Raw genomic sequence first — 23,950 nt, 5'->3', positions numbered from 1 at the left:
TTTCATGCCCGCATTCAGGGGCGCAGACAAGTATTGGACGTTCGGCTTCCCACGGCCGGACACGCCGGGCACGCGACACCGGCAGCCGGTACGGACCGTGAGCCCTCGCCGGGGCCGCGGCACGGATGGTGCATCACGGCATGACGACACGCCAAAACGTGTCTGACCATGACGGCATGACGGTGCGCCAGGAAGCCGGCTGGTCGGTCGCGGACACCGACGACCTCGCCATGGACCCTTCCTCGGTCCGTACGGCCGTGCGCTCCTCCTGGAGGCCGGCTCCCCTCCTCCTCTTGGGTGCCTGCCCGCACTCCGCCCGACGGGAGTACGGCTCGGCGGCCGTCCGCCCCGCCTCCCGGCCGCCCGGACAGTGGTCGATACGTCCGCCGCCGCGCCAGAGACTCCTCGCCCGAATGTCGGTGCTGCGCGTGGAGCAACGTGCCCCGCCGCCGAGACCCCAGGGAGCACGCCCAGCGCCCCCTCGCCGACCACACATCACACCGACACACTCGCCACGAGGTGCTTTTCCTATGCGTACGCATTCCAGACGCGCCCTGCTCGGCGCGGGTATCGCCGCCGCCGGCAGCGGACTGCTGGCCACTGGGGCCACCGCCCTGGACACCATGAACGGCAGGCGCCACCCCCACGGCACGCCGCACCCGTCTGACGCCTCACCAGGACCGAACGGCCACGGCCACAACGCTCCGTCCCGCTACGTGTCCCCCGACGGCCCTGAGGTCATCAGGACGGAGCGGCGCCGGGGGGCGGGCCCCGTACGCCGCTTCACGATGACGGCCAGCCAGGCACAGTTCGACTTCGGTGGCCAGATCGTCGACACCTGGGCCTACGGCGACCGGCTGCCGGGCAGGGAGATCCGGGTCAACGCGGGCGACAAGGTCGCCGTGAGCTTCCACAACCGCCTCCCGCAGTCCACCACCATCCATTGGCACGGGGTGCACATCCGCAACGACATGGACGGTGTCCCCGACATCACCCAACGGACCGTGAAGGCCGGCCACTCCTTCGACTACAACTTCGCGGTCACCACACCCGGGACGCACTGGCTGCACCCGCACGTCGGCGTGCAGCTCGACCGTGGACTGTACGCGCCGTTGATCATCGAGGACCCTCGCGAGCCCCTCTCGTACGACCACGAGTGGGTCGTCCTGATCGATGACTGGCTCGACGGCGTCGACGGACTGACACCGGACGTGGTGCTGGCCGAGCTGAACAAGAACAAGCCCGGCGGCGCCAGCGGCCACGGCATGCACAGGAGCGGCAACCAGTCGGCGGCCGCCTTCGCGTCCCGGATGCGGGGACGCACCAGACACCTGATGTTCGACGATCCCTCAGACGACGTGGGACACCCCTTCCACCTGATCAACGGCCGGGTGGCCAGAGACCGGGAGACCTTCCGCGCCAAGCCCGGCGACCGCATCCGGATCCGGATCATCAACGCGGCCGCCGACACCGCCTACCGCGTCGCGCTCGGCGGTCACAACATGACCGTGACGCACACCGACGGCTATCCGGTGAAGCACAAGACGACAGACAGCCTGCTCATCGCGATGGGCGAGCGCTTCGACGTCCTGGTCACCGCGAAGGACGGCGTCTTCCCGCTCACCGCGCTCTCCGCGGGCAGCAACAACAAGACCGCACAGGCCCTCCTGCGGACCGGAAACGGCGAGGCGCCCAACGAGAAGATCCGCCCGACGGAGCTCAGAAGCGGAGGGTTGGGCGCGAGCAAGTTCAAGGCCGCGGCATCGGTCCGGCTCTCGGACCGCAAGCCGGACCGCATCATCAAGATGGACCTCACCGGCACGATGAAGGACTGGGACTGGGCGATCAACGCAAGGCCGTACACGGATTCACAGCGGTATCCCGTACGGGAAGGGGAGCGGGTACGGATCAGCTTCCACAACAAGACGACCATGTGGCACCCGATGCACCTGCACGGACACACCTTCGCGTTGGCCGACGGCGGCCCCCGCAAGGACACCACGATCGTCCTGCCGGACAAGAAGGTGTCCATCGACTTCAACGCCAACAACCCCGGGCTGTGGATGCTGCACTGCCACAACCTCTACCACTCGGAGTCGGGGATGATGACCGTCATGGGCTACAAGTCCAAGAGGTGACTCCCGCCACCCCCGAAAGGGGGTGGCTCCCCAGCTCGCGTCTCCTGCGGCTCGGCGGGCACGCAGACCGTACACGGCCAGCGCCAGCCGGGTACGCGACGAGACCGAACGCGCCGTCACGCGGGCGGAGTTGTCATTCGTGAGGTACCCGGCACCCGCCCGCGGTGCAGGCACACATCCGCTCGGAAGGCGGTAGTGCGTGCCTGGTTCTCGCTCGGCACTGCGCACAGTCCATCGCGGTGCACGCGGGGTGGGCCGGGTGCACGGCACATGCCGAGATGCCGGCCCTGTCGCACGCGAGCCGACTGCCTTCGACGTCGGCGTCCTCGCCACCAACGCCCGCGACGGCGAGGGCCTGAAGCCGACGGGGGCAGGTCACCAGTCGAGACGCGAGGCCCGTAGCTGCCCGGCGTTTCTCGAACCCGTCGTCGCCCTCTGCCGCTACCGGCGTCTGATCCGACTCACCGCGCACTCGCACCGCTGGCCGGGCTTCCCCGAGGAGCCCAGCCAGCGGCCGTTCATTCCGACTCAAGGCCGAGCGGACTCCCGCGGCCCGGCCCGGATGAGGCCAAGAGGGTCCCGGCCCGGACTGTGACACGCACACCGGGCCCCGGTGTCACTCCCGGTCGCCCCCGCCTACCGCGTGCACCGGGCCTTCCCCACCTTCCCGGACTTCCGCACCTCCGTTGCCTTCCTTGCCGCCGTTGCCTTCCTTGTCTCCGCGGCCTTCCCTGCCCTCGTGGCCTTCTCTGTCCTCCGAGCCTCTGTCCTCCGAGCCTCTGTCCTCCGAGCCTCGGTCCTCCGAGCCTCTGCCCCCGCCTTCGTCAGCTCCCTTGAAGGTGAAGGTGTTGTCACAGCCCACGGACGAGCCCACCTTGGTGCTCTGCGCACCCGGCGCGCCCTCGCCGCCGAGCGCGTTGCCCAGCAGGCCGTTGAGGATCCCGACCTCGCCGAGGACGTCGACGTTCGCGTCGTGCGACCGGCACTGCGAGCCCTGCCTGACGTCGAACTCGGTGCCGCCCCTACCGCCGTCGGCGTAGGCGGGGCCAGCGCCGAGAAAGCCAACGCTGCCGAGGACGACGGCCACGACGGCGGTCTTCTGAAGCTTGCGCATTTCGTCTCCGGTGGTCGAACGGATGCAATCCGTGATATGGCGACTTCGTACAGTTATGGGAGGTTAATGCGAATATGCCACTGATCTGCGGCAACGCGCCGGATCGCGGCCGTTGTGAACGAGCGACCGTCCGCGAGCCGTCCCGCAACCGGAGCAGGCCAGGGCATCGATCGGCCGCAACCGGCGCAGGCATTCCGTTCCAATGGCCCTACCTGGAGCAGGAGGAAATCTCGGCCGCGGGTTCCCTGGAGGCCGGACGCACTCCTGGCCCGCCGCGACGACCTGTCCCCGTCATGTCTCTGCCGATCGGTGTCGCCGACAACGGCACAACTCATTTCGTCTCGCGCCTACACGCCCCCGCCCCTGCCCGGCCCCGATCGAGCCGACGAGGTATGCCTTCCGGTCCTGCCACGGTGTTCCCGCGCCGCACCGATCAGCGTCTGCGGATCTCCACACGCCATGTCATGCCACGCCACGGTTCCTTCAATGAAGGATGGGCAAGCACCACGAAGCCCCTGGTAGTACGGGTGACCTTGGTCGTGAACCCGTCTACCAGGAGCTTCTTCACGCTGTATGGCAAGCCAACGCCCCTGCGCAGCATCCGGGTTGAAGAAGACGCGGTGACTGCCCGTCAAAATCCTCTGAGGAAGAGGATTCCTGGCGGTGTGGGACGCGGTCGGCCTCCCGGCCCCGCCAAGTTGGCCCGTTACAACCGGATGATGTTGTTGCACCCTTCGGAAGAGCCGATCCGGATGGGTCGCCAGTCCCGCCGCTCGTCACCTCTGTGTCCGTGACCCCACCCGTCGGCTACTCGGAACCTGCCGAGTACGTCGACGTTGTCCTCGTACGTCCTGCATGAGGTGCTCTGGCGGATGATGACTTTGCGTTCGTGCGAATGGCCGTGGACGTGTCTGCCACGCGACTGCTGCCGATGAGTGTTTTTGTGGCTCGGCTGCGGGTGGTTGTAGCCGCTGCCCGTCCCGCTACCGGCGTAGGCGGTGCTGGTGCCGAGGAGGCCGACGCTTCCGAGGACGGCTACGACGACGGCGGCGTGGTGGAGTTTGCGCATGTCATCTCCGAGGAGCGATTGGATGCGATCAGTAATTGTTCGGTTTGGTGCGATTACTGGAGGTTAATGTAAAACGGGATGTGCCCACTGAGCGGCGCGCCGAATGATGCGCGTGTCGCAAATCGGTGTCGCCTGCCGTCTTTGGGTGCGGAGTCGGCCGTTGGGCGCTCGGTCATAAACTGTTCGCGGGCGGGGGAGTCGCTTGGTGAACGTCCTGCCGCCTGTCGGCTTCTCGGCCCCGGTCGACTTGATGAACTGTCTGGTGGTGTCGCCCTGCGGGCATTCCAGGTGGCCCATTCCGTGGTGGAGGTAATTGCCTCCACGGTCATGAATCGACTTCCCGACACGGTTCCCGCCGGAGGGGGCTGCGGCGACGTGAAGCGCTGGACCTCGGGCTGAATAAATCAGCCAATACTTCAATCATGGGGATCTTTGGAAGTTGTCTCATTTGGTGAGTCTGCGATAGCGGGCGAGGCTGCAGGTAATGGCGATGGCGGTGAAGGCGAGGAAGTGTTCGGCCTTGCGCTCGCAGCGGCGGTGCGGGCGGTGGCGGCCGGCGAGCCAGGCCGTTGCACCCCGGTGAGGTGTCGGAGATCGGCACGGTGTAGTGCTGGGCGCGTCACGGCGCGTACGGGAGCGATGGCCGGCAGTGTGCCCCGGGCACCGGCCCTGCTCGATGCCGCCGTGCCCGCCACCGAAGCGTTCATCCGCGCTCTGAGTGAGTCCGGTATTGCGACGGGGGAGTTGGTGCTCAAGGCCGCGGGCCGGCCGCGGGTCACGCCAACTGACCTAGAATTAGGGGCAGTTGGGGTTTGTTGTCCGGTCTGCTCCGCTGCACTGACCGTTCGTGATCTTCAGTAGCGCCTCGGCGAGTTCCTCCGGTGGCCGGCCGTCGCCCGCGTCGAGGCGGGCCAGGCCGAGTCGGTGCACGTCGGCGAGCATCAGTGACTGGTAACGCGCCGTGCGGGCCAGGAACTTGTCCATCTGGTGTCGCTCGTCGGCGGTCGCGGACGGGTAGCGTCCCGCGCTGTGCACGCGGGTGCGGATGACGGACTGGTCCGCGGTGAGCCACACGGCCGCCGTATGCGGGACCGACAGCCCGGCGACCAGGGCGGGCCACAGTGCGGAGCCTTCCAGGACCAGTCCCGGTTCCGCCTCCTCCCCGGTGGCACGGGCCGTGACCAGTTCCTCGATGCGGGGCCAGAGGCGTGCGTAGTGGTCGAGAACCGAGGTGATCAACTCGTCCACCGGGAGCGAGGTGTAGTGCTCGGCGACGTGGGCGGGAACGGGCCGTTCCGGCGTTGGCCAGGGCCGGCCCGGATGCCTGGCCAGTCGATCCGTCGACAGGTACGTGAACCCCAGCCGTCCTGCGACGACCTGCGCCACGGTCGACTTGCCGACGTTCGACGTCCCTCCGATGAGGACCACCCGCACCTCGCGCATGCCAACGACCCTAGACCACAGGCTGGTTCCGGTCATCCTGGCCGGCTGGCGTGGTCGGGATTCGAGGGGGGCAAGGTGCCTGGAACGCTCTCCCTCGGGGAGAGGCGAACGTCAGTCACGGGGGCGTAACACTCCAGATTGGCCTGAAGGTTCCAAACATTGTTGCAACGTGCCATATCCGGCCAGATGATCGATCGACGCCCGCGAGCCGGTACCCGCAACGCCTTGGGATGCGCCGTGGGGAACGTTGACCACAAGGCCGGACAGGGGCAGTCGAGGGGGAACGGTGCGCGTCTCGTGCGCGTCAGGCGTGGCATCGCGCCGGGGCGGCTCGTGGCGGGAGGAAGACCGCTCCCGACTGCCTTCCTGCGGCCCGCAAGAGCGAGGATGGCATGACTCTGCAATTCACCCAGTGTTCCTTCCAATACGGTCGGAAGGTGCCTGTCCTCGACCGGCTCGACCTCGTCATCGACCACCGGGCAACCGTCCTCCTCGGGCCGAACGGTGCGGGCAAGTCAACGCTCATGGGTATCGCCGCCTCCTGGATCTCGCCCACCCGGGGTTCGGTCGCCTGGCGCGGCGTCGAGCCGTCCCGGGCGAAGGCTCGCGCCGCCTACCGCAGGGCAGTTGGATGGCTCCCGCAGCACGTCAGGCCGATGCCCGGCCTCACCGTGCGGGAGAACGTGGCCTACCTAGGGCGCTTCTGACGGATCTCCGCGGCGTCGCGGCGTCTGGCACGCACGCTCGCGGCGTTGCCGAAATGTCCCCATAGCTCCGCTATGAAGACATCCCGGCGCCTTGCGATCGCACGCACCAGACGCCGCTCCTTCCTCCACGGAGATCCGTCAGAAGCGCCCTAGCCTGGTTGAAGGGCATGTCGCGCACCGACGCCTGGGACGCGTCCAAGGGCGCCTTGCAGCGGGTGAAGCTGGACAGCCTGGGGGAACGGAAGAGCCATCAGCTCTCCGGTGGGCAGCTCCGCCGGATGGGCATCGCGGGAACGCTCGCCCACAGCAGCGAGGTTGTGCTGCTCGACGAGCCCACTGCGGGGCTCGATCCCTCGCAACGCCAGATCTTCCGGGACCTGGTCACGCGGTTGCTGGCCGATGTCCAGGTCGTCGTCTCCACCCACCAGACCGAGGACCTCGACACCGTGTACGACCACGTCGTGGTTCTGGATCAGGGGCGGGTCCGCTTCCAGGGAGATGTCGATGACTTCCTTGAGCTGGCGGCCCCCGGCACCCCCGAGGGACGGCGAGCGGACGCCGCCTACACCCAGCTCATCGCCAAGGAGGTGTGAGCGGTGCGGTGGCGAACCATTCTTCGTTCCTCTTCCGCTACTTGGCTGGCGCCGCTTCTCGTGGCTTTCGTCGTGGTCCTGCTGTCGAAGGACCTGACCGCCGGTGTGGTGCCTGGCTACTGGCCCAGTGCGCTGGGTGCGGCCAGCTTCGCCCTGCCCTTCGTCGCCCCGGCGTGCGCCACCGCCGCTGCTTGGGAAGGCGCTCGTTGCACCCGCGGTGCGGTGCCGCACTGGGCGCCCATCCGCTCCGGACTCGGCGTAGCGCTGCCCCTGCTCGTACCGGTTTTCGCGCTGGGCGCGGTCGGCATGGCTGCCGCGTTGGCGCTGACCGTCGCCGAGGGCCACCCTTCGGGCGGGACGCCGCCCGTGGGCGTGATCGCGGTCTGGCTGGTCGTGCTGGCCGCCCACTCGTGCGCCGGCTTCCTCCTCGGCAGGCGACTGCCCCTGGTCGTCGGCGCACCCCTGGCGCTGCTGTTGAGCTTCGTGCTCACCGCGTACCCGGCGGCCATGGAACCGTTGTGGCTGCGGCATATGGTCGACGGTGGCCTGGCGGACTGCTGCTCGTTGGACCAGACCCCCAACTGGCGGGCAGCCTCAAGTGCCGTTGTCCTGGCCCTTGGTGTGATCGTTGCCGCGGTGGTGCTACTGACCGTCCTGGCCCGGCGCGTCCGGATCGCCCTGACGGGCGCAGCGGTGGTGGTCGGGCTGGTCGGCAGCGGATGGTTGGCTTACGGGGTGCCCGTTGTCTCTGTCGGTGCACGCTCCGCCGAGGAACTGCAGTGTGCGGGTGAGAAGCCGCGGATATGTCTGTGGCCCGAGGCCGAAAACGCCAGCATGGTCCGCGAGGACGCCGCGGACGCCCTGCACCGCTTGCAGCGGGCCGGCCTCGTCGTGCCCGACGAACTGACGATGGACAGCAACAACCCCCGACGTGGAGCCGCGTTCATGGGGCTGTCGACCAACCCGTCAGGTGTGCGCTCGGGAGTCGGTGCGGCACTGCTGCCCACCAACTCGCCCACCTGCACGGGCTCTCGACAAAGCGCGGACGGCGACGCCTTCGGGCCGACGATTGCCTGGCTCTCGCTGACCGCTGGCGCCGATCCCCAGGACATCGCCGCTCGATACGAACCGGGGAGCGTCGCGGTCGCCGTGCGCGTCCAACAGGCTGCCCGCGACCGGCAGCTTGCCTGGTTCCAGCAGAACCGCCGGGCGCTGAGCGACTGCGCGACGCACCCGGCTCCGGTTCCCGCGCCCGACGCACGGGAGGCCGCGCGGTGACCTGGTGGCTCAGGACGAAAGGCGCTCCCGCGGTAGTGGCGGCCACTTTCGCCGCGTACGTCGTGGCGATCTTGGTGCGGCAGGAAGCCAACCCCGTACCGGCCGTCGTCGGCCCCGCCGGGCGGCTCCTGGTCACGCAATTCCTGGGAGTGCTGCCCGTCGCCCTGCTCCTGCACGGCATCGACCGCGGCGACGCCTTCGCCGAGGAGGTCGCCCTGCGTCACGCGGGGCGCCGCAACCTCGCGCTGTGCGTCGCGTTCGCCGCCCTGGCCGTTGTGTTGACGATGGTGGTCCACCTTGCGTGGGACCGGCCGGAGGCGGTGTCGCTGGCCCGCAACTGCGTCGGCTTCCTCGGCACCGCCCTCATCGTCCGCACCCTGCTCGGCCCGGGCATCGCCATGATCTGCGTCGCCGCGTTGCCACTGGCCTGCGCGGTCGCCGGCCGACGCCCGGGTGGCTCCGCCCAACCGTGGGCATGGCCCATCCAGGAAGCGACGTCCCTTCTCGGCATCGGCGAAGCGGCGTTCCTCTTCGCAACGGGCTGCGCACTCGCCCTGTGGCGCAACCGCCCGCTCCTCGACCCTCTTGCCCGTACCAGCTAGGCAGCAGTCACCCGCACCATGTCCATGCGCGCCCGAAGTTCGGCCTGATGCTCAGGTCGGGCCTTCGCTTCCCGGCCTGACTACTGCCGTTCGGTGAGCCTGGTCAGGGCTCGGCGCTGCGTAGGGTGGGAGGCGGACGGACAGCGGTGAGTGGCCCAACGTCGAGCAACGGCCGGGTGCTTGCCGGGGCGCGATGCGCGGGGCGTGGGAGGAAGGGCCATGAGGGAGTATCTGGAATACGGCGATGTGACGGCCGCGGCCCGGCGGATCTCCGGGCAGGTGCGGCCGTTGGCGGTGGCGCCGTTCGATGTGGCGCCGTCGGGTGGTTCCGGGGTGGCGTGGTTGGGGTTGGAACACCTGCAGTTCACCGGGTCGTTCAAGGCGCGCGGGGCGCGGAACTTCATTGAGGCGCACCGCGCGGACGGGTCGTTGCCGGAGGCCGGTGTCACCATCGCGTCCGGTGGCAATGCCGGGCTTGCCTGTGCCTGGGCCGCGCAGCAACAGGGCGTCCGGGCAACCATCTTCCTGCCTGAGACCGCGCCCGAGGTGAAGGTGGCGCGGCTGGGCGGGTACGGGGCCGAGGTGCGGTTGGTGGGGGAGGAGTACGCGGAAGCGCTGGCGGCCTGCCGGGAGTTCGTCGCCGAGACCGGTGCGCTCGCCTCGCACGCCTACGACAACCCGCTGATCGCCGCCGGCGCCGGAACGGTGCTGGAGGAGTTCCGCGCCCGGGTGCCCGACCTGGACACCGTCGTCGTCGCGGTCGGTGGCGGCGGGCTGTTCGCGGGCGTGGCGGCCGCCGCACGGCACCACGGCATCCGCGTCATCGCCGCGGAGCCGGAGCGGTGTTGTGCGTTGAACGCGGCCGTGCGGGCCGGGCATCCGGTCGACGTCACGGTGGATTCGGTGGCCGCGGACTCCCTGGGCGCCCGGCGGGCCTCCGCGCTCGCCGTGCACGCCGCCCAGCAGGACGGCGTCTCCTGCGTGACCGTGCCGGACTCCGAGATCGTGAGTGCCCGCCGGATGCTGTGGGCCGAGCACCGCCTCGCCGTCGAACACGCCGCGGCCACCGCGTTGGCCGCCTACCGTGCCTGGCAGACGGGCCGGCACGGCGAGACGGGCGCGGGTGCGGCCTCGGACGACTGGCCGCCGCGTGGGGGCGGGGTGCCCGGGGGACCAGGGACGACCGGCATCGTGCTCTGTGGGGCCAACACCGATCTTCGGACGTTGAGCGATGAGGTGGAGATGGGGTGAACTGAGGCCGCCGGCCGGGAAGTTGGCGCCGTTGGTGGCCGGGGGTGGTCGCTCAGTGGTTGACCGTGATCTCGATGTGGGCCGGGGGAGCGCCGGGTGCGGTGACGGTGAAGGTCGCGGTGCCGGCGGCGTCGCCGGCGATCAGCCGGGGGGTCTCCGCGTATCCCTGGGGATCGGTGCGGACCGTCACGGCGGGCTCGCCGCTCCCGCCGTCCTCGAACAGGGCCTGTTGGCTCATCGAGTCCCAGGCGAAGGTGACCGGGACCTCCGCCACCGGCTTCTGGTTCTGACTGTCGACGACCCGGGCCTTGAGCGGGTGGGGGAAGGTCTGGTGGTGACCGACGTGCTGCTCGGTTCCGCCGGCGGGCTGGATGGTGTACGTCCGGCCGTGGCCCGCTTCCGCGCTCATACCGCCTCCTGATCGGATCCGGCTCGCCTCGCTGTGAGGTGCCGTGGTGTCTGTGGTGCCGTGGTGTCTGTGAGTGTCGCTGTGTGTCGGTGATGCTAAGTCGGTGCCTGGGGCTACCCGCGCAGGAACGAGCCGTTTTGGGGTTTTTCCCGCGGTGGGGTGACGGGGACTTGGGACGTGAACTCGGGTGCTCGGCGCGCCGCGGTGCAGGGGCAGGGCACGGCCGCGACGACGGGTGGTTCGGGCGTCTGTTGCGTGCGTGCCTCGCCGCGCGTGCTCAGGCGCCGGGCGCGGCCGTGAGCGCGTGGCGAGAAGGCCAGGCTGTACCGCCAGGCCAACCAGTGCTGTCCGTCAGACCGCCGCTACCAGTAGTGCCGTCGTCCGCCGACCGCATGGCCCACCGTGCCGAGCAGCCAGAGAACGGCGCCGATGACGGCGAGGATGATGCCGATCGTCCACAGCACGGAGAGGCCGGTGACCAGGCCGACGATGAGCAGGAGGATCCCGAGAACGACCACGATGTGCTCCGAGCTCGTTCCGATGCTTGTACTTGCTTCCCTTTCACTGTGTGCCTCGGGTGGCGTATCGGCAACCAAACGGGAGTGGGTGGCGGTGCCGAGGTCGGTCCGGTGAGTCCGCACATGCGGCCGGTGTTGCGGCGAGCCAGAGTGAGGGGGAGGGGGAGGGCTGCGGCGAGGGTACCGGGATGCCAGTCACCAGCCCTGAAGCCCGCAAGCGATCCCCCTCGCCAAGGAAGGCAGGCGGGCGACATGGTCGAGGACGGACGTGGACGTGAACGCGCGGAGCGCAGCGCGCAGTCATCGGGCGGCAGGCAACGGAACGGCGGTCCCGGTGACCCCGGCGAGGCCAGCGGGGCCGGTCGGGGCGCCGCCGAGCCGCACTTCGTCGTCCAGATCCACGACGCCAGCACCCTGCACTTCGACTTCCGGCTGGAGGTCGACGGCGTGCTGAAGTCCTGGTCCGTCCCCAAGGGCCCGTCCACCGATCCGCACGACAAGCGGTTGGCCATGCCCACCGAGGACCACCCGCTGGAATACCGGGAGTTCGAGGGCGTCATCCCGGAGGGCGAGTACGGCGCGGGGACCGTGATCGTCTGGGACGAGGGGAGCTACCACCCGCTGCGGAACAAGCGGAAGCAAGGCTCCCGGGACCGGTCTCGCTCCCGGTCCTTCCGCGAGTCGCTCGACGACGGCCACATCGCCTTCTGGCTGGACGGCAGCAAGTTGCACGGCGGCTATGCGCTCACCCGGTTCCGGGGTGGTCGGGGCTCCGGCGAACGGGAGTCCTGGCTGCTGGTGAAGGAGAACGACGAACGCGCCGAGGGGCGTGGCACCCCCGATGCCCGGCGGGCCCGTTCCGTGCTCAGCGGTCGCACCCTGCGCCAAGTGGCCGCCGACGACACCCCGGAGCGGCGGGGCGACGGCTGACGGCCGACGCGGTCCGGGTCCACCGCACGGCCGCGAAGAGCAGCGCGGCCGCGAAGAGCAGCGCGGCCCGGGCCCTGGGGAGTCCCCGGAGCCGCCCGTCATCGGGTGCCTTTGAGCGAATACCGGCCGGTCGCGTTCGGTGAGCGCCGGGCGGTGATACCGGTCCCTTCAGCGCCGGCGGCACGGCCGGCGCCGAGGCCCGCGGGCGGGAGGAGGTGGCGGCGCAGCGTGCCGAACCCACCCCGTCCGGCCCGCCGGACCGGAGACCGCGCGGCCGCCGCGCAGCGCCCCGTCCCGCGCCGGCGACGCTGGCGGACCGGGCGGACGCCGCGCCTCCGGCCGCGCGAGGCGGTCGCCGTGCCCCGCCCGCTGCGGGTCGCCGCAGCCTACGGGTGGCGGCTGTTGGTCGTGGGGGCCGCCGTCTACGTGGTGTTCATCGTGTTGGGGCGCTTCCACCTCGTCACCCTGGCGGTGTTCCTCGGCCTGGTACTCACCGCCCTGCTGGGGCCGCTCACCGATCTGCTGGACCGGTGGCTGCCGCGGGCCGCGGCCGTCACCGCCGCGTTGCTGATCGCGATCCTGGTGCTGTTCGGCGTGCTGAGCCTGCTCGGGGCCGACGTGGCCACGGCCTGGCCCGGGTTGCGGCAGGTGTTCGCGGGCGGGGTGAGCCGGATCGAGCGGTGGCTCGAAGGGCCGCCGTTCCACCTCAAGCACGGGACCCTCGCCCACGTCCAGACGTGGATCTCCCGCTTCGTGTCCAGCAACCGCACCAGCCTGATCAACACCGCGGTGAGCGGCGTGGGGCGGCTGGCGGAGGCCCTGACCGTGGCGGTGCTGGCGGTGTTCTGCTCGATCTTCTTCCTGCACTCCGGCAGCCGGATGTGGCAGTGGTTCGGCGGCCAACTGCCGGAGCGCGGGCGTCGCCCGGTGCGCACGGCCGGCCGCGCGGCGTGGACGACCTTCACCGGCTACACCCGTGGCATCGTGCTGATCGCGGCGACCAACGCGATCCTCGTCGGACTGGCGCTGTTCGTCTTGGGCGTGCCGCTGGTCCTGCCGCTGGCGGTGTTGGAGTTCTTCGCCGCGTTCGTCCCGTTGATCGGCTCGCCGGTGGCCCTGGCGGTGGCCGCGGTGGTGGCCCTCGCCGCCAAGGGGCCGCTGGTGGCGCTGCTCGTCATCCTGCTGATCGTGGTCATCGGCCAACTCGAAGGGCATGTGCTGCACCCCCTGGTGATGAGTCGTGCGGTGAGCCTGCACCCGGTGGTGGTGGCGCTGGCGGTGGTCTGCGGGGGCGTCACGGCCGGGGTGCTCGGGGCGGTGGTCGCGGTGCCGCTGGTGTCGGTGGTGTGGTCGGTGTACGGGGCGTTGCGCGGTGAGGGCGCTGCCTGATGGTGGGAAGCCGGCGTCCGGCTTCAGGGTCGATCGGCCGTGGGGAGGGGAAGGACAGAGGAGACGCGTCGTCGCCAATTCTGGCTCCTGGGACGGATGTTGGTCCCGGGGGTGAGCCGGCTGGCCGGCCGTTCGTCGCGCGCCTATGCTGCCCGCCATGGTGAGTGCAGCGGAGCAGCGGCAGGCGCTGGTGGATGCGGTGCGGGTCGCGCTGGAGCGGGACTGCCCTGGTTCGCGGACGCTGCTGCTGGGGTCGTTGGCGACGGGGACCGCGGACGACTTCAGCGACATCGACGTGGAATGGGTCGTCCCGGACGAGGAGTTCGCCGCGTGCCTGGCGCGGATGGAAGGCGTACTGGGGCGGGTGCGGCCGGTGGCCGAGGTGCGCTACGACCCCGACTTCCGCCACTCCGACCGGCGCCGCCTGGTGCTCGTCCGTTTCGCGCGGCTGCCGTTGTTCTGGCGGCTCGACCTCTCCGTACGGGCCGAGTCCGTCGCGGACGAGACCGACTACGACCGGGGCAACCCGGCGGCGCGGGCCCGCGAGGACGAGTGGTCGCGGCCGGCCAGCGCCCTGGCCAACTCCGTCGGCGCGGTCAAGGCCCTGGCCAGGCACCGCTTCGACGAGGCCCGCGGCCTGCTCGACCGCGGCTTCGCCCGCATCGGTGTGCCCTACGAAGCGGGCGGCGACCCGAACGTCCGCAAGGGCGGTGGCGCGGCGGCCGCCGTGGGCGAGGGCTGGGTCGCGGAGATCGGGCGCCTGGCGCGGGCCGCGGCGGACCAGGAGCCGCGGTTGCGGCCACTGGCCGACGAGGTCGTGCGCCTGGCGGAGGAGCACGGAGCCGGGTTCACCGGCAGCTAGGGCGGGGTTCGCCTGCCCCGACGCGGATTCCGGAGGTGCGGACGTCGGACAGCCAGGGGCATCCCCGCCCGACGGTGTGCGCGGGTCAGCCCAGGCGGACGTGTTGGACACCGATCCGGGTGCGGCGGAGACGGGCGCGTAGGGGGCCGTCGGTGTTCGGGGCGAGGGGGAGGCCGGCGGAGGTGGCGATGGGGTCGGCCACCTGCGGGATGGTGCGGTGGTCGGTCCAGGGGTGTTCCGCGAAGCGCGGATCGCGTAGCCGCAAGCAGGGTGAAGTGCCGTACGTCATGGCCGCGTTGGCGTAGTCGGCCGACCGTTTCGTCGAAGTGTGTCGGCTCGATGAGCGTCATCGGGGCGATCACCGGGCCGGGTGCCTGGTGAGGGTGAGGGTGAGGTCGAGGACCTCGTACCCGCCCCGGCGCCAGGCGGCGAGACTCTATGGAGCCGGGGCACTCTGCGCCGGTGCCGGATCGGCTTCCGGCCGTGGGGCGGTGACCCGTCGCTCCCGCTTGAGCGCCGCGCGTCCGCGCACCACCCGCAGGCTGACCACCGTCGTCGCCTCGAAGGCCAACATCCCGCAGCCGATGGCGATGCCCGCGTCCCAGGCGGTGCCCCGGTCCAGTCCGCCGTAGCGCGCGAACAGCAGCCCCGCGCCGACCGAGAGCACGGGCGCCAGGCACAGGCCGACCAGGTGCAGTCGCCACTCCTCGCGGGCCCAACTCCGGCCGTTTCGGCCCGCGCGCCGTTGGCCGAGGAACATGACGACGTAGCTGGCGGCGAAGGGGAGCAGATAGGCCGCGAGCAGGCGGTGGCCGGTCGTGCCCCGGTCCAGATAGGACGCGATGATCCAGGCGAGGGCCGGTGCGCCGGCCAGGTGGGCCGCGACGAGCACGGGCGTGGGTACCCATGTGCCGCGCACCCCGGGAAGCCGGTCGCGGGCGTCCAACGCGCGGGAGGCGAGCAGCGCACCGAAGACGACGACCGATCCGAGGTGCATGACGGCGACGCGGTTGATGTCGGCCATGGACAGGCCGGGCAGCAGCGTGGGGAGCGCGCCCCATTCGAGGCGCAGCAGCGGTGCCGTCATCAGGTAGGCGTAGCACAGCAGCAGCCAACGCTGGTGCAGGTCCGGGTAGTTGGTGACGGCGGCGAGGAGGCCGAACGTGATGCTGGCGACCGTGCCGACCAGGATCGTGGCGAGCACGATCCAGAACGCCGGGCCGCTGAAGGCGTCGGCCGGCGCGGTCCGGGCGAGGTAGACCCCGGCGCCCGCCATCGAGGCGTAGACGGTCAGTGCGAACACCACGCCCACGATGCGGTGCAGCCGCCTGCGTCGGCGTAGTGCGGAGAGCAGTTGGACCGGCCCGAGCAGCATCAAGAGGCCGCCCAGCACCGCGTGGAGGATCATCGGGGTGAGGCTGCGGCCGTACGGTCCGATGCGGGTGGCCAGGGCGTCGGCGACATAGCGCGGCGACACCGCCCGTCCCAGCAGCCATTCGCCGAGTGCGGGGGCGCCGCGGTGCGCGTACGGCCACAGTTCGGTCATCGCGATCGGTGCGTATCCCACGCAGACGGCGACCACGGTGATGGTGGCCGCGCGGCGCCAAGTGGCCCTACCCGTACGGTTCATGGCGGCTCCCTGGATCGCGGCCCCGGCCGGGGCCGGGCTGCCGTCCGCCCGGATCGGTGAGGGGACCGACGGGCGACTGCGGCCTGCGCTGGATAGTCCTCACTGGACTGTTGAGAAGGTAGGGGTGATCCACTGCGCGGTCAATGGTCGTGCGGCGGGGGCGGGGATCATTCGCCGCGTTGTTCCACCCACTGCCAGAAGTCGATCGTCATCCGCTCGTACCGGATGCCGAACTCCAGCGCCTCGCGCTGTCCGCGGGTCAGCAAGTCCCCGAGGGTTTCCGCGAGTTCCTCGTACTCGGCGAGCGTGCGGCGGTGTTCGGCGATCTGCGCGGGGGAGTGGACCTCGGGGAGGCCGCCGAACCACAGCTTCAGGACGCCGCGTTCGCGGGCCTCGACGGGCGCGACGGCCGAGTCGGCCAGCCACTCCTCCAGCGCCGCCCTACCGGCCGAAGTCAGCCTCAGCAGGCGCCGGTTGCGCCCGCCCGACTGCCGGGACTCCGACAGCAGGCCCGCCTCGACCAGCCGGTCGCACTGCGCGTAGACCTGTGCGTGCGGCATCGACCAGAACGGGGCCACCGTGCGGGCCGCCTCGACCTTCACGTCGTACGGACTGGCCTCGCCCAACTGGTCGACGAAGCCGAGCACGAGGAAGGACGGCGTGGTCAGGCGGGGCGCAGAGTCGGAGGAATCAGTCATGTCGTGACCGTATCGCGAGGCGGGGGCCGGGCGTTGCGCCCGACTGGGCGGCGGACAATTGCCCACGCACCGGCCTGCGCCCCGCCGTCAGTTGCGCCGCCTCCGTGGCGGTCGGCTGCTCTGCCAGACGGTGACGATCACCAACGCGCACCCCAATGCCTGGGTGACGGTCGGGCGTTCGCCGATCGCGACGCCGAGCCCGAACGCCATCACCGGCTGCAACAGCAACAGCGCGGCGCCGACGTTCGGCGCCAGCTTCGGCAACGCGGCGGTGATCAGGAGCCAGGCCACCACCTGCCCGACGACGGCGAGGGTGATCAGCCAACCCCACGCCGGCCAGCCCGGGTTGAGGTCGATGCCGGTCCACAGGCCGCCCAGCAGCGCGGCCGTGCCGGCGGCCGCCGCGGTGGAGACGCACACCGGGGTGACGGTGTGCGCCCGTCCGCCGCCCAGTCGCATCAGGAACAGATATCCCGCGTACGCCACCCCGGCCGCCGTGCCGAACGTCACCCCGGCCACCGGATCGCTGCCCGGCTGGGGATTGCCGATCGCCCCGCTCGCCAGCGCCACCCCGGCCAGCATCAGCGGGATCAGCAGCACGAACCGCCGGGTCAGTCGGGTCCCGGACACCATCCGGGCGAGCAGCGGGAAGACCACCACCTGGACGTTGAGCAGCACGGTGGAGACCGAGGCGCCCACGGTGAGCACGCTGGCCGCCCAGAACACCATGTCGATGCCGAGCAGCACCCCGGCGCCGAGGTCCATCGCCTGGTAGCGCCGTGGCCGGGCGCCGACCCGCCGTACCTCCCGCCAGGCGAGCGGGACCAGCAGGAACAGTGCCAACGCGCAGCGGAGGAAGGCCGCCGTGCCCGCGTTCGTCCCGGAGAGCTTCATCAGGACGGCCGAGGCCGAGATGCACGCCGATCCCGCGAGGGCCAGGACGAGGGGGTTGCCGGCGCGGGCGAGCGGCGAGGGCCGATCGGAAGCGTCGGCGGGGGGCCGTGCCCGCAGGTCCGACCCGGTCTCTCCCGAAGCCAACGGCTCGTCTCGGTACGTCATGGAGCCCACTGTGCCCGGCCGGACCGTAAACAAAAAGCGACGATTCAAGCCCAATAATCGGTAGCATCCGTAATGTGTTCAGCATTGACCGGCTCCGTGCGCTCGCCGCCGTCGCCGCCCACGGATCGATCGCCCAGGCAGCCCGCACCCTGCACATGACGCCCTCCGGCGTCTCCCAGCAACTGGCCAAACTGGAACGAGAGGCGGGGCACCCGCTCCTCCAGCCGCACGGCCGCACCGTGCGCCTGACCCACGCCGGTCGCGTCCTGGCCACCCACGCCGACCGCCTCCTCGACCAACTCGCCGCGGCCCAGGCCGACTTGACCGATCTCGGCAGCGACGTCCTGGGCCCGCTCCGGATCGGTGGCGTCGGCAGTGCGGTGCGCACCCTGCTGCCCGACGCGCTCGCCACCCTCGCCGCCGAACACCCCCGCCTCGCCCCCACGGTCGTCGACGGCGAGGCCAACGAGCTGCTGCCGCGCCTTCTCGACGACGAACTGGACCTCCTCCTCGTCGAGAGCTGGCCGACCCACCCGCTCGCGGTCCCAGGGGGCGTCACGCTCCGCACCCTCACCAGCGAAGAGGTCTACGTCGCCCTCTCCGCGCACCACCCGCTCGCCGACCGCACCACCCTCGACCTGGACGCGGACCTCGACGGCCTGGCGGACACCGCCTGGGCCTGTTGTCCACCCGGCACGGAGCCTCACGAGGCCCTCCTCCAGACCTTCCGCGCCCGCGGCCTCGAACCCGAGATCCGTTACCTGCTCGCCGACCACGTCACCCAACTCGCCCTGGTCGCACGCAACTTGACGGTCTGTCTTGTTCCCGCCAGGTCCCGTCGCCCCGCCCCGACCGGTGTGCGCTTCCTCCCCACCCGGCCGGCCCTCCGCCGCGACATCCGCGCCGCATGGCTCACCCGCGCCGAGGGCCCGCCGGTCCGCGCCTGCCTCGACGCGGTCGCGGCGGTTGTCGCGACCGCGACGGGGGCGTGAGCGGTGGGGCTGTGACGGTGCGTCAGGGCGCGGGGGCGTTGCCTGGCAGGGGCAGCGCCCCACCGCGTCCCCGCGCCTACGCGCCGGCCAGGCCCCGCAGCGTCTCCTGCACGCTCTGCTCCCAGTCGATCCGGTGGAAGTGGAGCGGGCGGAACATCTCCTCGGGCGCCGGGAACGACGGCCTGGGCGAGGCGCTCTTGCCCGCCTTGACCTCGTTGACGGCCGCGGCGTTCAGGCCGATGGCCTCCACGCGCGGCCGGCGCAGCGCCTCGTAGGCGGCGAACGCCTCGCCGTGGCCGGGGAGATCGCGCAGGCAGCGGCCCAGCTCGACCGCGCTCTCGATGGCGAGCGAGGCGCCCTGCCCGGAGCTGGAGGACGGTGCGTGCACCGCGTCGCCGACCAGCACCATCCGCCCCCGGTGCCAGTGCGGAACGGACGGCATCCGCTCCATCTGGCCGACCATCATGAGCGCGTCGGGAGCGGTGTGCCGCAGCACGTGCTCGCCGGGGAAGTGGCCGGCGTACAGCTCGCGGAGCTTGCCCAACCACTCGGCGGCGGGCACCCGGGCCAACTCCGCCTGGCTCGGCGGGTTGTCCGCCGGCAGCCCGGCGAACCAGATCAACTGCCCGTCCGGGCCCTGCCAGTAGCCCATGAAGGCGCGGCCGAACGTGAAGTACATGGCACCCGGTTCGGGCTTGAGCTCCGCTTCGAGGCCGCGGTCCATCGCCGCGTAGCCGCCGAAGCTCAGCACGCCGCCGTACTCGGGCGCGGGTGCCTGGGGATCGATCACGGTGCGGACGGTGGAGCGGATGCCGTCGGCGCCGATCAGCAGGTCGGCGGTCGCGGTGGAGCCGTCGGCGAACCGCGCGGTGACGCCGTCGGCCGTCTCCTCGGCGTCCACCAGGCGCTTCCCGTAGACGAACGGGACGCCCTCGGCGGCCGCGTGGTCGGTCAGCGCCCGGAACAGTCGGTCGCGGGGCATCGCCATCGTGGGCGGCAGCTCGGGGAAGCCGTCGAACCTGGCGTAGTGGTTCCCGGCGCCGTCCGCCATCACCGCGCCGGGCATCGGCTGCCCGATCGCCCGCACCGCCGCGTCGGCGCCGACCGTCGCCAGCGCCGCCAGTCCGTTGGGCGCCAGGCCGAGCCAGGCACCGATCCCGTCCGCCGCGGTCGGGTACGCCTCGTAGACCGTCGCCGCGATGCCGGCCCTGCGCAGCGCGAGCGCCGCCACCGGTCCCGCCACGCCGCCCCCGATGACGAGCGCGGTCCGTATCCCTGCGGCGTTGTCGCCGTTTCCGCTGTTGCTGTTCATGGCCTCTCCCAGGTGGAGCGTCTGGATCGATCTTCCGGACGTGCCGGATCTGCGTGCCGTCGTGCGCGCCCACTTATAGTTGCAAAGAAACTAGTCTTAATGCAACTAGTTCCTGTGTTGACTACGATGACCTGCATGACCGCCCCCGTGAAGAGCTCGCCGCTCGGCCTGACCGTGCTGGTCCTGCTGCACCACCGACCGCTGCACCCGTACGGCATCCAGCAACTGCTCAAGCAGTGGGGCAAGGAGCAGGTGGTCAACGTCGGCCAACGGGCCGGGCTCTACCGCACCATCGAGCGGCTACAGGCCGGCGGACTGATCACCGTCCGGCACACCGAGCGGGACCAGCAGTACCCCGAGCGGACCGTCTACGAGGTCACCGACGAGGGCCGGACGGTCACCCGCGAGTGGCTGGAGCAGATGCTGGCCGTCCCCAAGGCGGAGTTCCCGGTGTTCCCGGTGGCGCTCTCCAACATGCTGATGCTCACCCCGGACGAGGTGACGCCGATCCTGGAACGGCGACTGGAGCGCATCACGGCCCAACGCGCCGAGTTGGAGCGCCAGAACGCCGCGACCCCGCCCGGCCTCCCGCGGATCACGCTGATCGAGACCGAGTACCTCCTCGCCGTCCTCGGCACCGAGGAACGCTGGCTGGGCGGGGTGATCGACGACCTGCGGGACGGGAGCCTCACCTGGTCCCCGGAGATGCTCGCCGCGTTCGAGGCGGCCGCGGAAGGGGCGGAGGGGGACGGGGCGTAGCGAAGGGGCGGCGGGAACGCCGCGGGCGCCGGGGATCAGAACGCGGCCTTCACCAGCCGCATGTAGCGCGGCCAGTCCCACAGCGGGCCGGGGTCGGTGTGGTCGCTGCCCGGCACCTCGTGGTGGCCGATGATGTGCCGGCGGTCGACGGGGATGCGGTAGCGGTGGCAGATCGCGGCGGTCAGCGCGGCCGAGTGCTCGTACAGCGCCCCGGTGAACCACTTGGGTTCGTCGACGCGCCCCTCGTGCTCGATGCCGATGCTGCGCCAGTTGTACCGGGTGTTGCCGGCGTGCCAGGCAACGTCCTTTTCGCGCACGGACTGGGCGATGAAGCCGTCGTCGGACCGCACCGTGTAGTGGGCGGAGGCGCGGTAGCCCGGGCGCCCGAACAGCATCAGGGTGTCGGGGAACGTCTCCTGCGTGACGTGCACGATCACCATCTGGATCGGGTGACTGGCCGGGCGGTTGGCGGGGGTGTAGTTGGTGATGCTCGCCGGGACCCACTGCGCTTCGGGGTAGCCGGGCACCGTGCGGGAGGGGCTCGGGCTCGGGGCGTTGGAACGGGAACACGCCGTGGTGGTCGCGAGCGCTGCCATCCCCGTCATCAGGTGCCGACGGCTGAGTGCCTGCCCGTCGCCGTTCCTCGCCATCGCCTGACGCTCCCTCCGGCCGCACCGCCGCACCGCTCGCGGAACGAGTGGCAATCCACCCCGAAAACTACCGCCGACCTGCGCGGGGGCCGCGCTTCGACACGGGACGCGGGGTGGCCGTGCGGGGGTTGGCTGCGCCGCCGGTGGTCGTGGCGCGTGGCCGGAGTCGTCGTGGCTACGGTGCCTTGGGCGGGCGGTGCGCCGGGATGCCGGTGAGGGCGGCGACATGGGCCGGGACGGGGCGGGCGTGTTCGGTGAGCACGTCGATGAACGCCGACGTGAGCGCGTCGGGTTGGCTGCGGGTGTACGCGGCGAGTGGCCGCCGGACCGGCGGGTCGGGCAGCAGGACCCGGGCGACGAGGTGCGCGGGGATCATGTTCGCGGGGAGCATCGTGGGCCCGACGCCGGCCAGGGCGAGTTGGAGCGCGGCGGCCGTCTGTTGGGTCCGTGCCGCGACGCGCGGTCGGAACCCGGCGCTCTCGCAGGCGTGGCCGAAGATCTTCGACAGGCCATTCGGCTCGGTGAAATGGACCCATTCACGTTCCGCGAGTTCGGAAAGGTGGAGTCGGGAACCCGCCCGCGGCATCAGCGGATCGTCGGCGGCGAGAACGACCACGAACTCCTCGGCCTCCAGGGGAAATATGGAGCCCGGCCAGTCAATGGGCGGCGGCCCGATGGCCACATCGGCTTGACCGGCGCCCAGAGCGAGTTGGAGTTCGTTGTCATGCAGTTTTTCGACGAGTGACAGGCGGACGCCCGGGTGTGCGCTCCGCCATGCGCCCAAAACCGCGGGCAGCACCCCGAGGCTGATCGAATGCAGCGTGGCCAACCGCAACTCGCCGCCGCAGGCATTGACCACGCGCAGGGCCGCCGAGTGCGCCTTCTCGACCTCGAACAGCGCGGCGCGGGCGTGCGGGAGCATCGCTCGGCCCAGCGGAGTCGGAGTGATCGGGCGTCCGCCGCGCTCAATCAGCGAGCCGCCGCAGGAGCGTTCGAGGATCTGCAACTGGCGTGAGAGGGCGGGCTGCGAGACGTGCAGTCGTTCAGCGGCCCGGGTGAAGGAACCCGTCTCCACGATGGTCACCAGGTATTGCAACTGTCTCAACGTCATGGCCATGCCGGGAGGTTATAAGGTCGGCGTTCAAACGGCGCTAGATGACTCGCACTTGGCTCGGCTCGTCAGCACCGTCACACCGTCAAGTGACCAAGAGTGAATACCTCTTCACTCGATTTCGGGCCGCTGCCAGCCGTTGCCATAAAGCGTTGAGGGTCGGTGGTGAGTCGCCGCGGGTTGCGTATTCGCATTCTTCTTTTGCCGTGCGCCGGCGTTCACGAGGGTCGCGGGGCGGTGGGGCTGGACGGCGACGGCGAGCGGGTGTTGACAGGGCTCGTAGGGTGGAGGGGCGGAACGCAGCCCGGCCCATGCGAGGCCGGGCGTACCCGAGTGGGGGGAAGAAAGGTGCGTGCCCGATGGCCATCGGGCTCCTGTCTGCCGCTGGCGTCACCCTGTATGCGGTGACGGTCTCCGTTCTCGCCTTCACCTCGGCCTTCGCGCGGCGCGCCGGGCTCAGGCGCGAGGCCCGGGCCACGTTGGCCGTGCTCGTCCTCGCCCGTAGCCCGCAGGCACCACCCCTGCGGTCCGGTGAGGGCGGCGATGTCATGCCGTGCCTCGGGGGCGACGGCGGGCGATGATGCTGTTGGGGTTCGCGCCGCTTCCTCCGGCGTGAACCCCAACAGCCGTGCTTCCAACCGCTGTGTTTCCCACAGCCACGTCACCCGTAACTACGTTTCCCACAGCCGAGTGGGACAGAGAGGCAGACCCATGCGCATCGTGATCAGTGAGTTCATGAGCCTGGATGGTGTGGTGCAGGCGCCGGGGGGACCGGACGAGGACCGCGACGGCGGCTTTGCGCACGGCGGGTGGTCGCACCGGTTCTTCGATCCGGAGGTGGTGGGCGGGGCCTTCGCCAATGCGTTGGACGAGGCCCAGGCACTGCTCTTCGGGCGCCGCACCTGGCAGACGATGGCCGCGGCCTGGCCCGAGCGGGCCGGCGACCCGTTCGCCGACCGGATGAACGCCATCCCCAAGTACGTCGTGTCCAAGCGGTTGCAGGCCGCCGAGCTGGCGTGGGACAACAGCCGGATCATTCCGGGCGACGAGGCGGTGGCGCGGATCCGCGAGCTCCGCGGGACGGACGGCGGCAACCTGTTGGTGATGGGCAGCCCCACGCTCGTGCGCACCCTGCTCGGCGAGGGCCTGGTCGACGAACTGCGCCTGGTCATCATGCCGGTGCTGCTCGGTGGCGGGAAGAGGATCTTCCCGGACGACGGGGCGCTGCGCGCACTGGAGTTGGTCTCCGCGGTCGGCGGCGCCACGGGCGTGCAGGTGTGCACCTATCGACCGGCCGCCGAGGGGTAGCGAGGCGGACCGGCCGTCCGCCGCCGCTATCCGGGCAGGACGACGCGCATGTCGAGTCCGCCGCCCTCGCGGGGTTCGGCGGTGATGGTGCCGTCGTGGGCGCGGGCCACGGAGCGGACGATGGACAG

The 23,950-nt window shown here is 70.9% G+C and carries 24 protein-coding genes and 2 pseudogenes; 14 read left to right on the top strand and 12 right to left on the bottom strand.

Annotated elements, in window-relative coordinates; all coding sequences use genetic code 11:
- Positions 1-530: 530 nt before the first annotated feature.
- Positions 531-2,138 (top strand): multicopper oxidase family protein, encoded by a 1,608-nt coding sequence (locus tag ACIQU6_RS28215; protein WP_403484491.1) that lies wholly within the window; start codon positions 531-533, stop codon positions 2,136-2,138.
- Positions 2,139-2,754: 616 nt separating this feature from the next.
- Here ACIQU6_RS28215 and ACIQU6_RS28210 read toward each other — a convergent pair.
- Positions 2,755-3,252: a hypothetical protein gene (locus tag ACIQU6_RS28210; protein ID WP_403484490.1), complete on the bottom strand. Its 498-nt coding sequence runs from the start codon at positions 3,250-3,252 to the stop codon at positions 2,755-2,757.
- Between the two features lie 895 nt (positions 3,253-4,147).
- On the opposite strand from ACIQU6_RS28210, the gene ACIQU6_RS28205 reads away from it, so the two are divergent.
- Entirely contained in the window at positions 4,148-4,393 is a 246-nt protein-coding gene (locus ACIQU6_RS28205) for a hypothetical protein (RefSeq protein WP_403484489.1), read from the top strand.
- 372 nt (positions 4,394-4,765) lie between these two features.
- On the opposite strand, the pseudogene ACIQU6_RS28200 reads toward ACIQU6_RS28205, so the two are convergent.
- Both ACIQU6_RS28200 and ACIQU6_RS28195 read right to left on the bottom strand, forming a co-directional pair.
- A pseudogene (locus tag ACIQU6_RS28200) lies at positions 4,766-4,888 on the bottom strand (IS5/IS1182 family transposase); the annotation flags it as partial.
- A 228-nt stretch (positions 4,889-5,116) separates the two neighbouring features.
- The gene (locus ACIQU6_RS28195) at positions 5,117-5,764 is read right to left on the bottom strand and encodes a hypothetical protein (RefSeq protein ID WP_403484488.1); all 648 of its coding nucleotides are present in this window, start codon (positions 5,762-5,764) and stop codon (positions 5,117-5,119) included.
- 437 nt (positions 5,765-6,201) lie between these two features.
- On the opposite strand from ACIQU6_RS28195, the gene ACIQU6_RS28190 reads away from it, so the two are divergent.
- The 5 genes from ACIQU6_RS28190 (at position 6,202) to ACIQU6_RS28170 (ending at position 10,195) form a co-directional block, all read left to right on the top strand.
- Positions 6,202-6,471 (top strand): ATP-binding cassette domain-containing protein, encoded by a 270-nt coding sequence (locus ACIQU6_RS28190; protein ID WP_403484487.1) that lies wholly within the window; start codon positions 6,202-6,204, stop codon positions 6,469-6,471.
- A gap of 158 nt (positions 6,472-6,629) precedes the next feature.
- The gene (locus ACIQU6_RS28185) at positions 6,630-7,064 is read left to right on the top strand and encodes an AAA family ATPase (RefSeq protein WP_403484486.1); all 435 of its coding nucleotides are present in this window, start codon (positions 6,630-6,632) and stop codon (positions 7,062-7,064) included.
- Between the two features lie 60 nt (positions 7,065-7,124).
- Positions 7,125-8,342 (top strand): hypothetical protein, encoded by a 1,218-nt coding sequence (locus ACIQU6_RS28180; protein ID WP_403484485.1) that lies wholly within the window; start codon positions 7,125-7,127, stop codon positions 8,340-8,342.
- Positions 8,343-8,377: 35 nt separating this feature from the next.
- Positions 8,378-8,944, top strand: coding sequence for a hypothetical protein (locus tag ACIQU6_RS28175; RefSeq protein ID WP_403484484.1), 567 nt, complete (start codon positions 8,378-8,380; stop codon positions 8,942-8,944).
- A 219-nt stretch (positions 8,945-9,163) separates the two neighbouring features.
- Entirely contained in the window at positions 9,164-10,195 is a 1,032-nt protein-coding gene (locus ACIQU6_RS28170) for a serine/threonine dehydratase (RefSeq protein ID WP_403484483.1), read from the top strand.
- Positions 10,196-10,247: 52 nt separating this feature from the next.
- Here ACIQU6_RS28170 and ACIQU6_RS28165 read toward each other — a convergent pair whose 3' ends face one another.
- Positions 10,248-10,604, bottom strand: coding sequence for an Ig domain-containing protein (locus tag ACIQU6_RS28165; RefSeq protein ID WP_403484482.1), 357 nt, complete (start codon positions 10,602-10,604; stop codon positions 10,248-10,250).
- A 362-nt stretch (positions 10,605-10,966) separates the two neighbouring features.
- Positions 10,967-11,122: a DUF6131 family protein gene (locus tag ACIQU6_RS28160; protein WP_403484481.1), complete on the bottom strand. Its 156-nt coding sequence runs from the start codon at positions 11,120-11,122 to the stop codon at positions 10,967-10,969.
- Between the two features lie 252 nt (positions 11,123-11,374).
- Here ACIQU6_RS28160 and ACIQU6_RS28155 point away from each other — a divergent pair, with 252 nt between their 5' ends.
- From ACIQU6_RS28155 to ACIQU6_RS28145, 3 genes are all read left to right on the top strand, one after another.
- Entirely contained in the window at positions 11,375-12,052 is a 678-nt protein-coding gene (locus tag ACIQU6_RS28155) for a DNA polymerase ligase N-terminal domain-containing protein (RefSeq protein WP_403484480.1), read from the top strand.
- A 357-nt stretch (positions 12,053-12,409) separates the two neighbouring features.
- Positions 12,410-13,441, top strand: a complete 1,032-nt coding sequence (locus ACIQU6_RS28150; RefSeq protein WP_403484536.1) for an AI-2E family transporter — start codon at positions 12,410-12,412, stop codon at positions 13,439-13,441.
- A 157-nt stretch (positions 13,442-13,598) separates the two neighbouring features.
- On the top strand, positions 13,599-14,303 hold the full coding sequence (locus ACIQU6_RS28145; RefSeq protein WP_403484479.1) for a hypothetical protein: 705 nt from the start codon (positions 13,599-13,601) through the stop codon (positions 14,301-14,303).
- Positions 14,304-14,388: 85 nt separating this feature from the next.
- Here the strand turns inward: ACIQU6_RS28145 and ACIQU6_RS28140 are convergent.
- From ACIQU6_RS28140 to ACIQU6_RS28125, 4 genes and pseudogenes are all read right to left on the bottom strand, one after another.
- A pseudogene (locus ACIQU6_RS28140) lies at positions 14,389-14,736 on the bottom strand (ATP-binding protein); the annotation flags it as partial.
- Positions 14,737-14,739: 3 nt separating this feature from the next.
- On the bottom strand, positions 14,740-15,933 hold the full coding sequence (locus ACIQU6_RS28135; protein ID WP_403484478.1) for a DUF2306 domain-containing protein: 1,194 nt from the start codon (positions 15,931-15,933) through the stop codon (positions 14,740-14,742).
- 167 nt (positions 15,934-16,100) lie between these two features.
- On the bottom strand, positions 16,101-16,631 hold the full coding sequence (locus ACIQU6_RS28130; protein ID WP_403484477.1) for a PadR family transcriptional regulator: 531 nt from the start codon (positions 16,629-16,631) through the stop codon (positions 16,101-16,103).
- 87 nt (positions 16,632-16,718) lie between these two features.
- On the bottom strand, positions 16,719-17,690 hold the full coding sequence (locus tag ACIQU6_RS28125; protein ID WP_403484476.1) for a DMT family transporter: 972 nt from the start codon (positions 17,688-17,690) through the stop codon (positions 16,719-16,721).
- A gap of 74 nt (positions 17,691-17,764) precedes the next feature.
- On the opposite strand from ACIQU6_RS28125, the gene ACIQU6_RS28120 reads away from it, so the two are divergent.
- Positions 17,765-18,682: a LysR family transcriptional regulator gene (locus ACIQU6_RS28120; RefSeq protein WP_403484475.1), complete on the top strand. Its 918-nt coding sequence runs from the start codon at positions 17,765-17,767 to the stop codon at positions 18,680-18,682.
- 76 nt (positions 18,683-18,758) lie between these two features.
- On the opposite strand, the gene ACIQU6_RS28115 is transcribed toward ACIQU6_RS28120, so the two are convergent.
- The gene (locus ACIQU6_RS28115; protein WP_403484474.1) at positions 18,759-19,994 is read right to left on the bottom strand and encodes an FAD-dependent monooxygenase; all 1,236 of its coding nucleotides are present in this window, start codon (positions 19,992-19,994) and stop codon (positions 18,759-18,761) included.
- Positions 19,995-20,129: 135 nt separating this feature from the next.
- Between ACIQU6_RS28115 and ACIQU6_RS28110 the strand changes: the two genes are divergently transcribed.
- Entirely contained in the window at positions 20,130-20,753 is a 624-nt protein-coding gene (locus ACIQU6_RS28110) for a PadR family transcriptional regulator (RefSeq protein WP_403484473.1), read from the top strand.
- 35 nt (positions 20,754-20,788) lie between these two features.
- On the opposite strand, the gene ACIQU6_RS28105 is transcribed toward ACIQU6_RS28110, so the two are convergent.
- Both ACIQU6_RS28105 and ACIQU6_RS28100 read right to left on the bottom strand, forming a co-directional pair.
- Entirely contained in the window at positions 20,789-21,403 is a 615-nt protein-coding gene (locus tag ACIQU6_RS28105; RefSeq protein ID WP_403484472.1) for an N-acetylmuramoyl-L-alanine amidase, read from the bottom strand.
- 175 nt (positions 21,404-21,578) lie between these two features.
- Positions 21,579-22,520 (bottom strand): LysR family transcriptional regulator, encoded by a 942-nt coding sequence (locus ACIQU6_RS28100; RefSeq protein ID WP_403484471.1) that lies wholly within the window; start codon positions 22,518-22,520, stop codon positions 21,579-21,581.
- Positions 22,521-22,873: 353 nt separating this feature from the next.
- Between ACIQU6_RS28100 and ACIQU6_RS28095 the strand changes: the two genes are divergently transcribed.
- The gene (locus tag ACIQU6_RS28095) at positions 22,874-23,095 is read left to right on the top strand and encodes a hypothetical protein (protein WP_403484470.1); all 222 of its coding nucleotides are present in this window, start codon (positions 22,874-22,876) and stop codon (positions 23,093-23,095) included.
- 130 nt (positions 23,096-23,225) lie between these two features.
- Positions 23,226-23,822, top strand: coding sequence for a dihydrofolate reductase family protein (locus ACIQU6_RS28090; RefSeq protein WP_403484469.1), 597 nt, complete (start codon positions 23,226-23,228; stop codon positions 23,820-23,822).
- Positions 23,823-23,950 lie beyond the last annotated feature (128 nt).

The organism is Streptomyces sp. NPDC090442 (assembly GCF_044769405.1).
Taxonomy (GTDB): Bacteria; Actinomycetota; Actinomycetes; order Streptomycetales; family Streptomycetaceae; genus Streptomyces.
Note: the sequence above shows the minus strand (reverse complement) of the source record. Positions and strands in the feature narration are given on the sequence as shown.

Bases quoted from the DNA above. Each gene is read 5' to 3' on its own strand.
- ACIQU6_RS28215 (WP_403484491.1), top strand. From the start codon at position 531: ATGCGTACGCATTCCAGACGCGCCCTGCTCGGCGCGGGTATCGCCGCC.
- ACIQU6_RS28210 (WP_403484490.1), bottom strand. From the start codon at position 3,252: ATGCGCAAGCTTCAGAAGACCGCCGTCGTGGCCGTCGTCCTCGGCAGC.
- ACIQU6_RS28205 (WP_403484489.1), top strand. From the start codon at position 4,148: ATGGCCGTGGACGTGTCTGCCACGCGACTGCTGCCGATGAGTGTTTTT.
- ACIQU6_RS28195 (WP_403484488.1), bottom strand. From the start codon at position 5,764: ATGCGCGAGGTGCGGGTGGTCCTCATCGGAGGGACGTCGAACGTCGGC.
- ACIQU6_RS28170 (WP_403484483.1), top strand. From the start codon at position 9,164: ATGAGGGAGTATCTGGAATACGGCGATGTGACGGCCGCGGCCCGGCGG.
- ACIQU6_RS28165 (WP_403484482.1), bottom strand. From the start codon at position 10,604: ATGAGCGCGGAAGCGGGCCACGGCCGGACGTACACCATCCAGCCCGCC.
- ACIQU6_RS28155 (WP_403484480.1), top strand. From the start codon at position 11,375: ATGGTCGAGGACGGACGTGGACGTGAACGCGCGGAGCGCAGCGCGCAG.
- ACIQU6_RS28145 (WP_403484479.1), top strand. From the start codon at position 13,599: ATGGTGAGTGCAGCGGAGCAGCGGCAGGCGCTGGTGGATGCGGTGCGG.
- ACIQU6_RS28135 (WP_403484478.1), bottom strand. From the start codon at position 15,933: ATGAACCGTACGGGTAGGGCCACTTGGCGCCGCGCGGCCACCATCACC.
- ACIQU6_RS28130 (WP_403484477.1), bottom strand. From the start codon at position 16,631: ATGACTGATTCCTCCGACTCTGCGCCCCGCCTGACCACGCCGTCCTTC.
- ACIQU6_RS28125 (WP_403484476.1), bottom strand. From the start codon at position 17,690: ATGACGTACCGAGACGAGCCGTTGGCTTCGGGAGAGACCGGGTCGGAC.
- ACIQU6_RS28115 (WP_403484474.1), bottom strand. From the start codon at position 19,994: ATGAACAGCAACAGCGGAAACGGCGACAACGCCGCAGGGATACGGACC.
- ACIQU6_RS28110 (WP_403484473.1), top strand. From the start codon at position 20,130: ATGACCGCCCCCGTGAAGAGCTCGCCGCTCGGCCTGACCGTGCTGGTC.
- ACIQU6_RS28105 (WP_403484472.1), bottom strand. From the start codon at position 21,403: ATGGCGAGGAACGGCGACGGGCAGGCACTCAGCCGTCGGCACCTGATG.
- ACIQU6_RS28100 (WP_403484471.1), bottom strand. From the start codon at position 22,520: ATGGCCATGACGTTGAGACAGTTGCAATACCTGGTGACCATCGTGGAG.
- ACIQU6_RS28095 (WP_403484470.1), top strand. From the start codon at position 22,874: ATGGCCATCGGGCTCCTGTCTGCCGCTGGCGTCACCCTGTATGCGGTG.
- ACIQU6_RS28090 (WP_403484469.1), top strand. From the start codon at position 23,226: ATGCGCATCGTGATCAGTGAGTTCATGAGCCTGGATGGTGTGGTGCAG.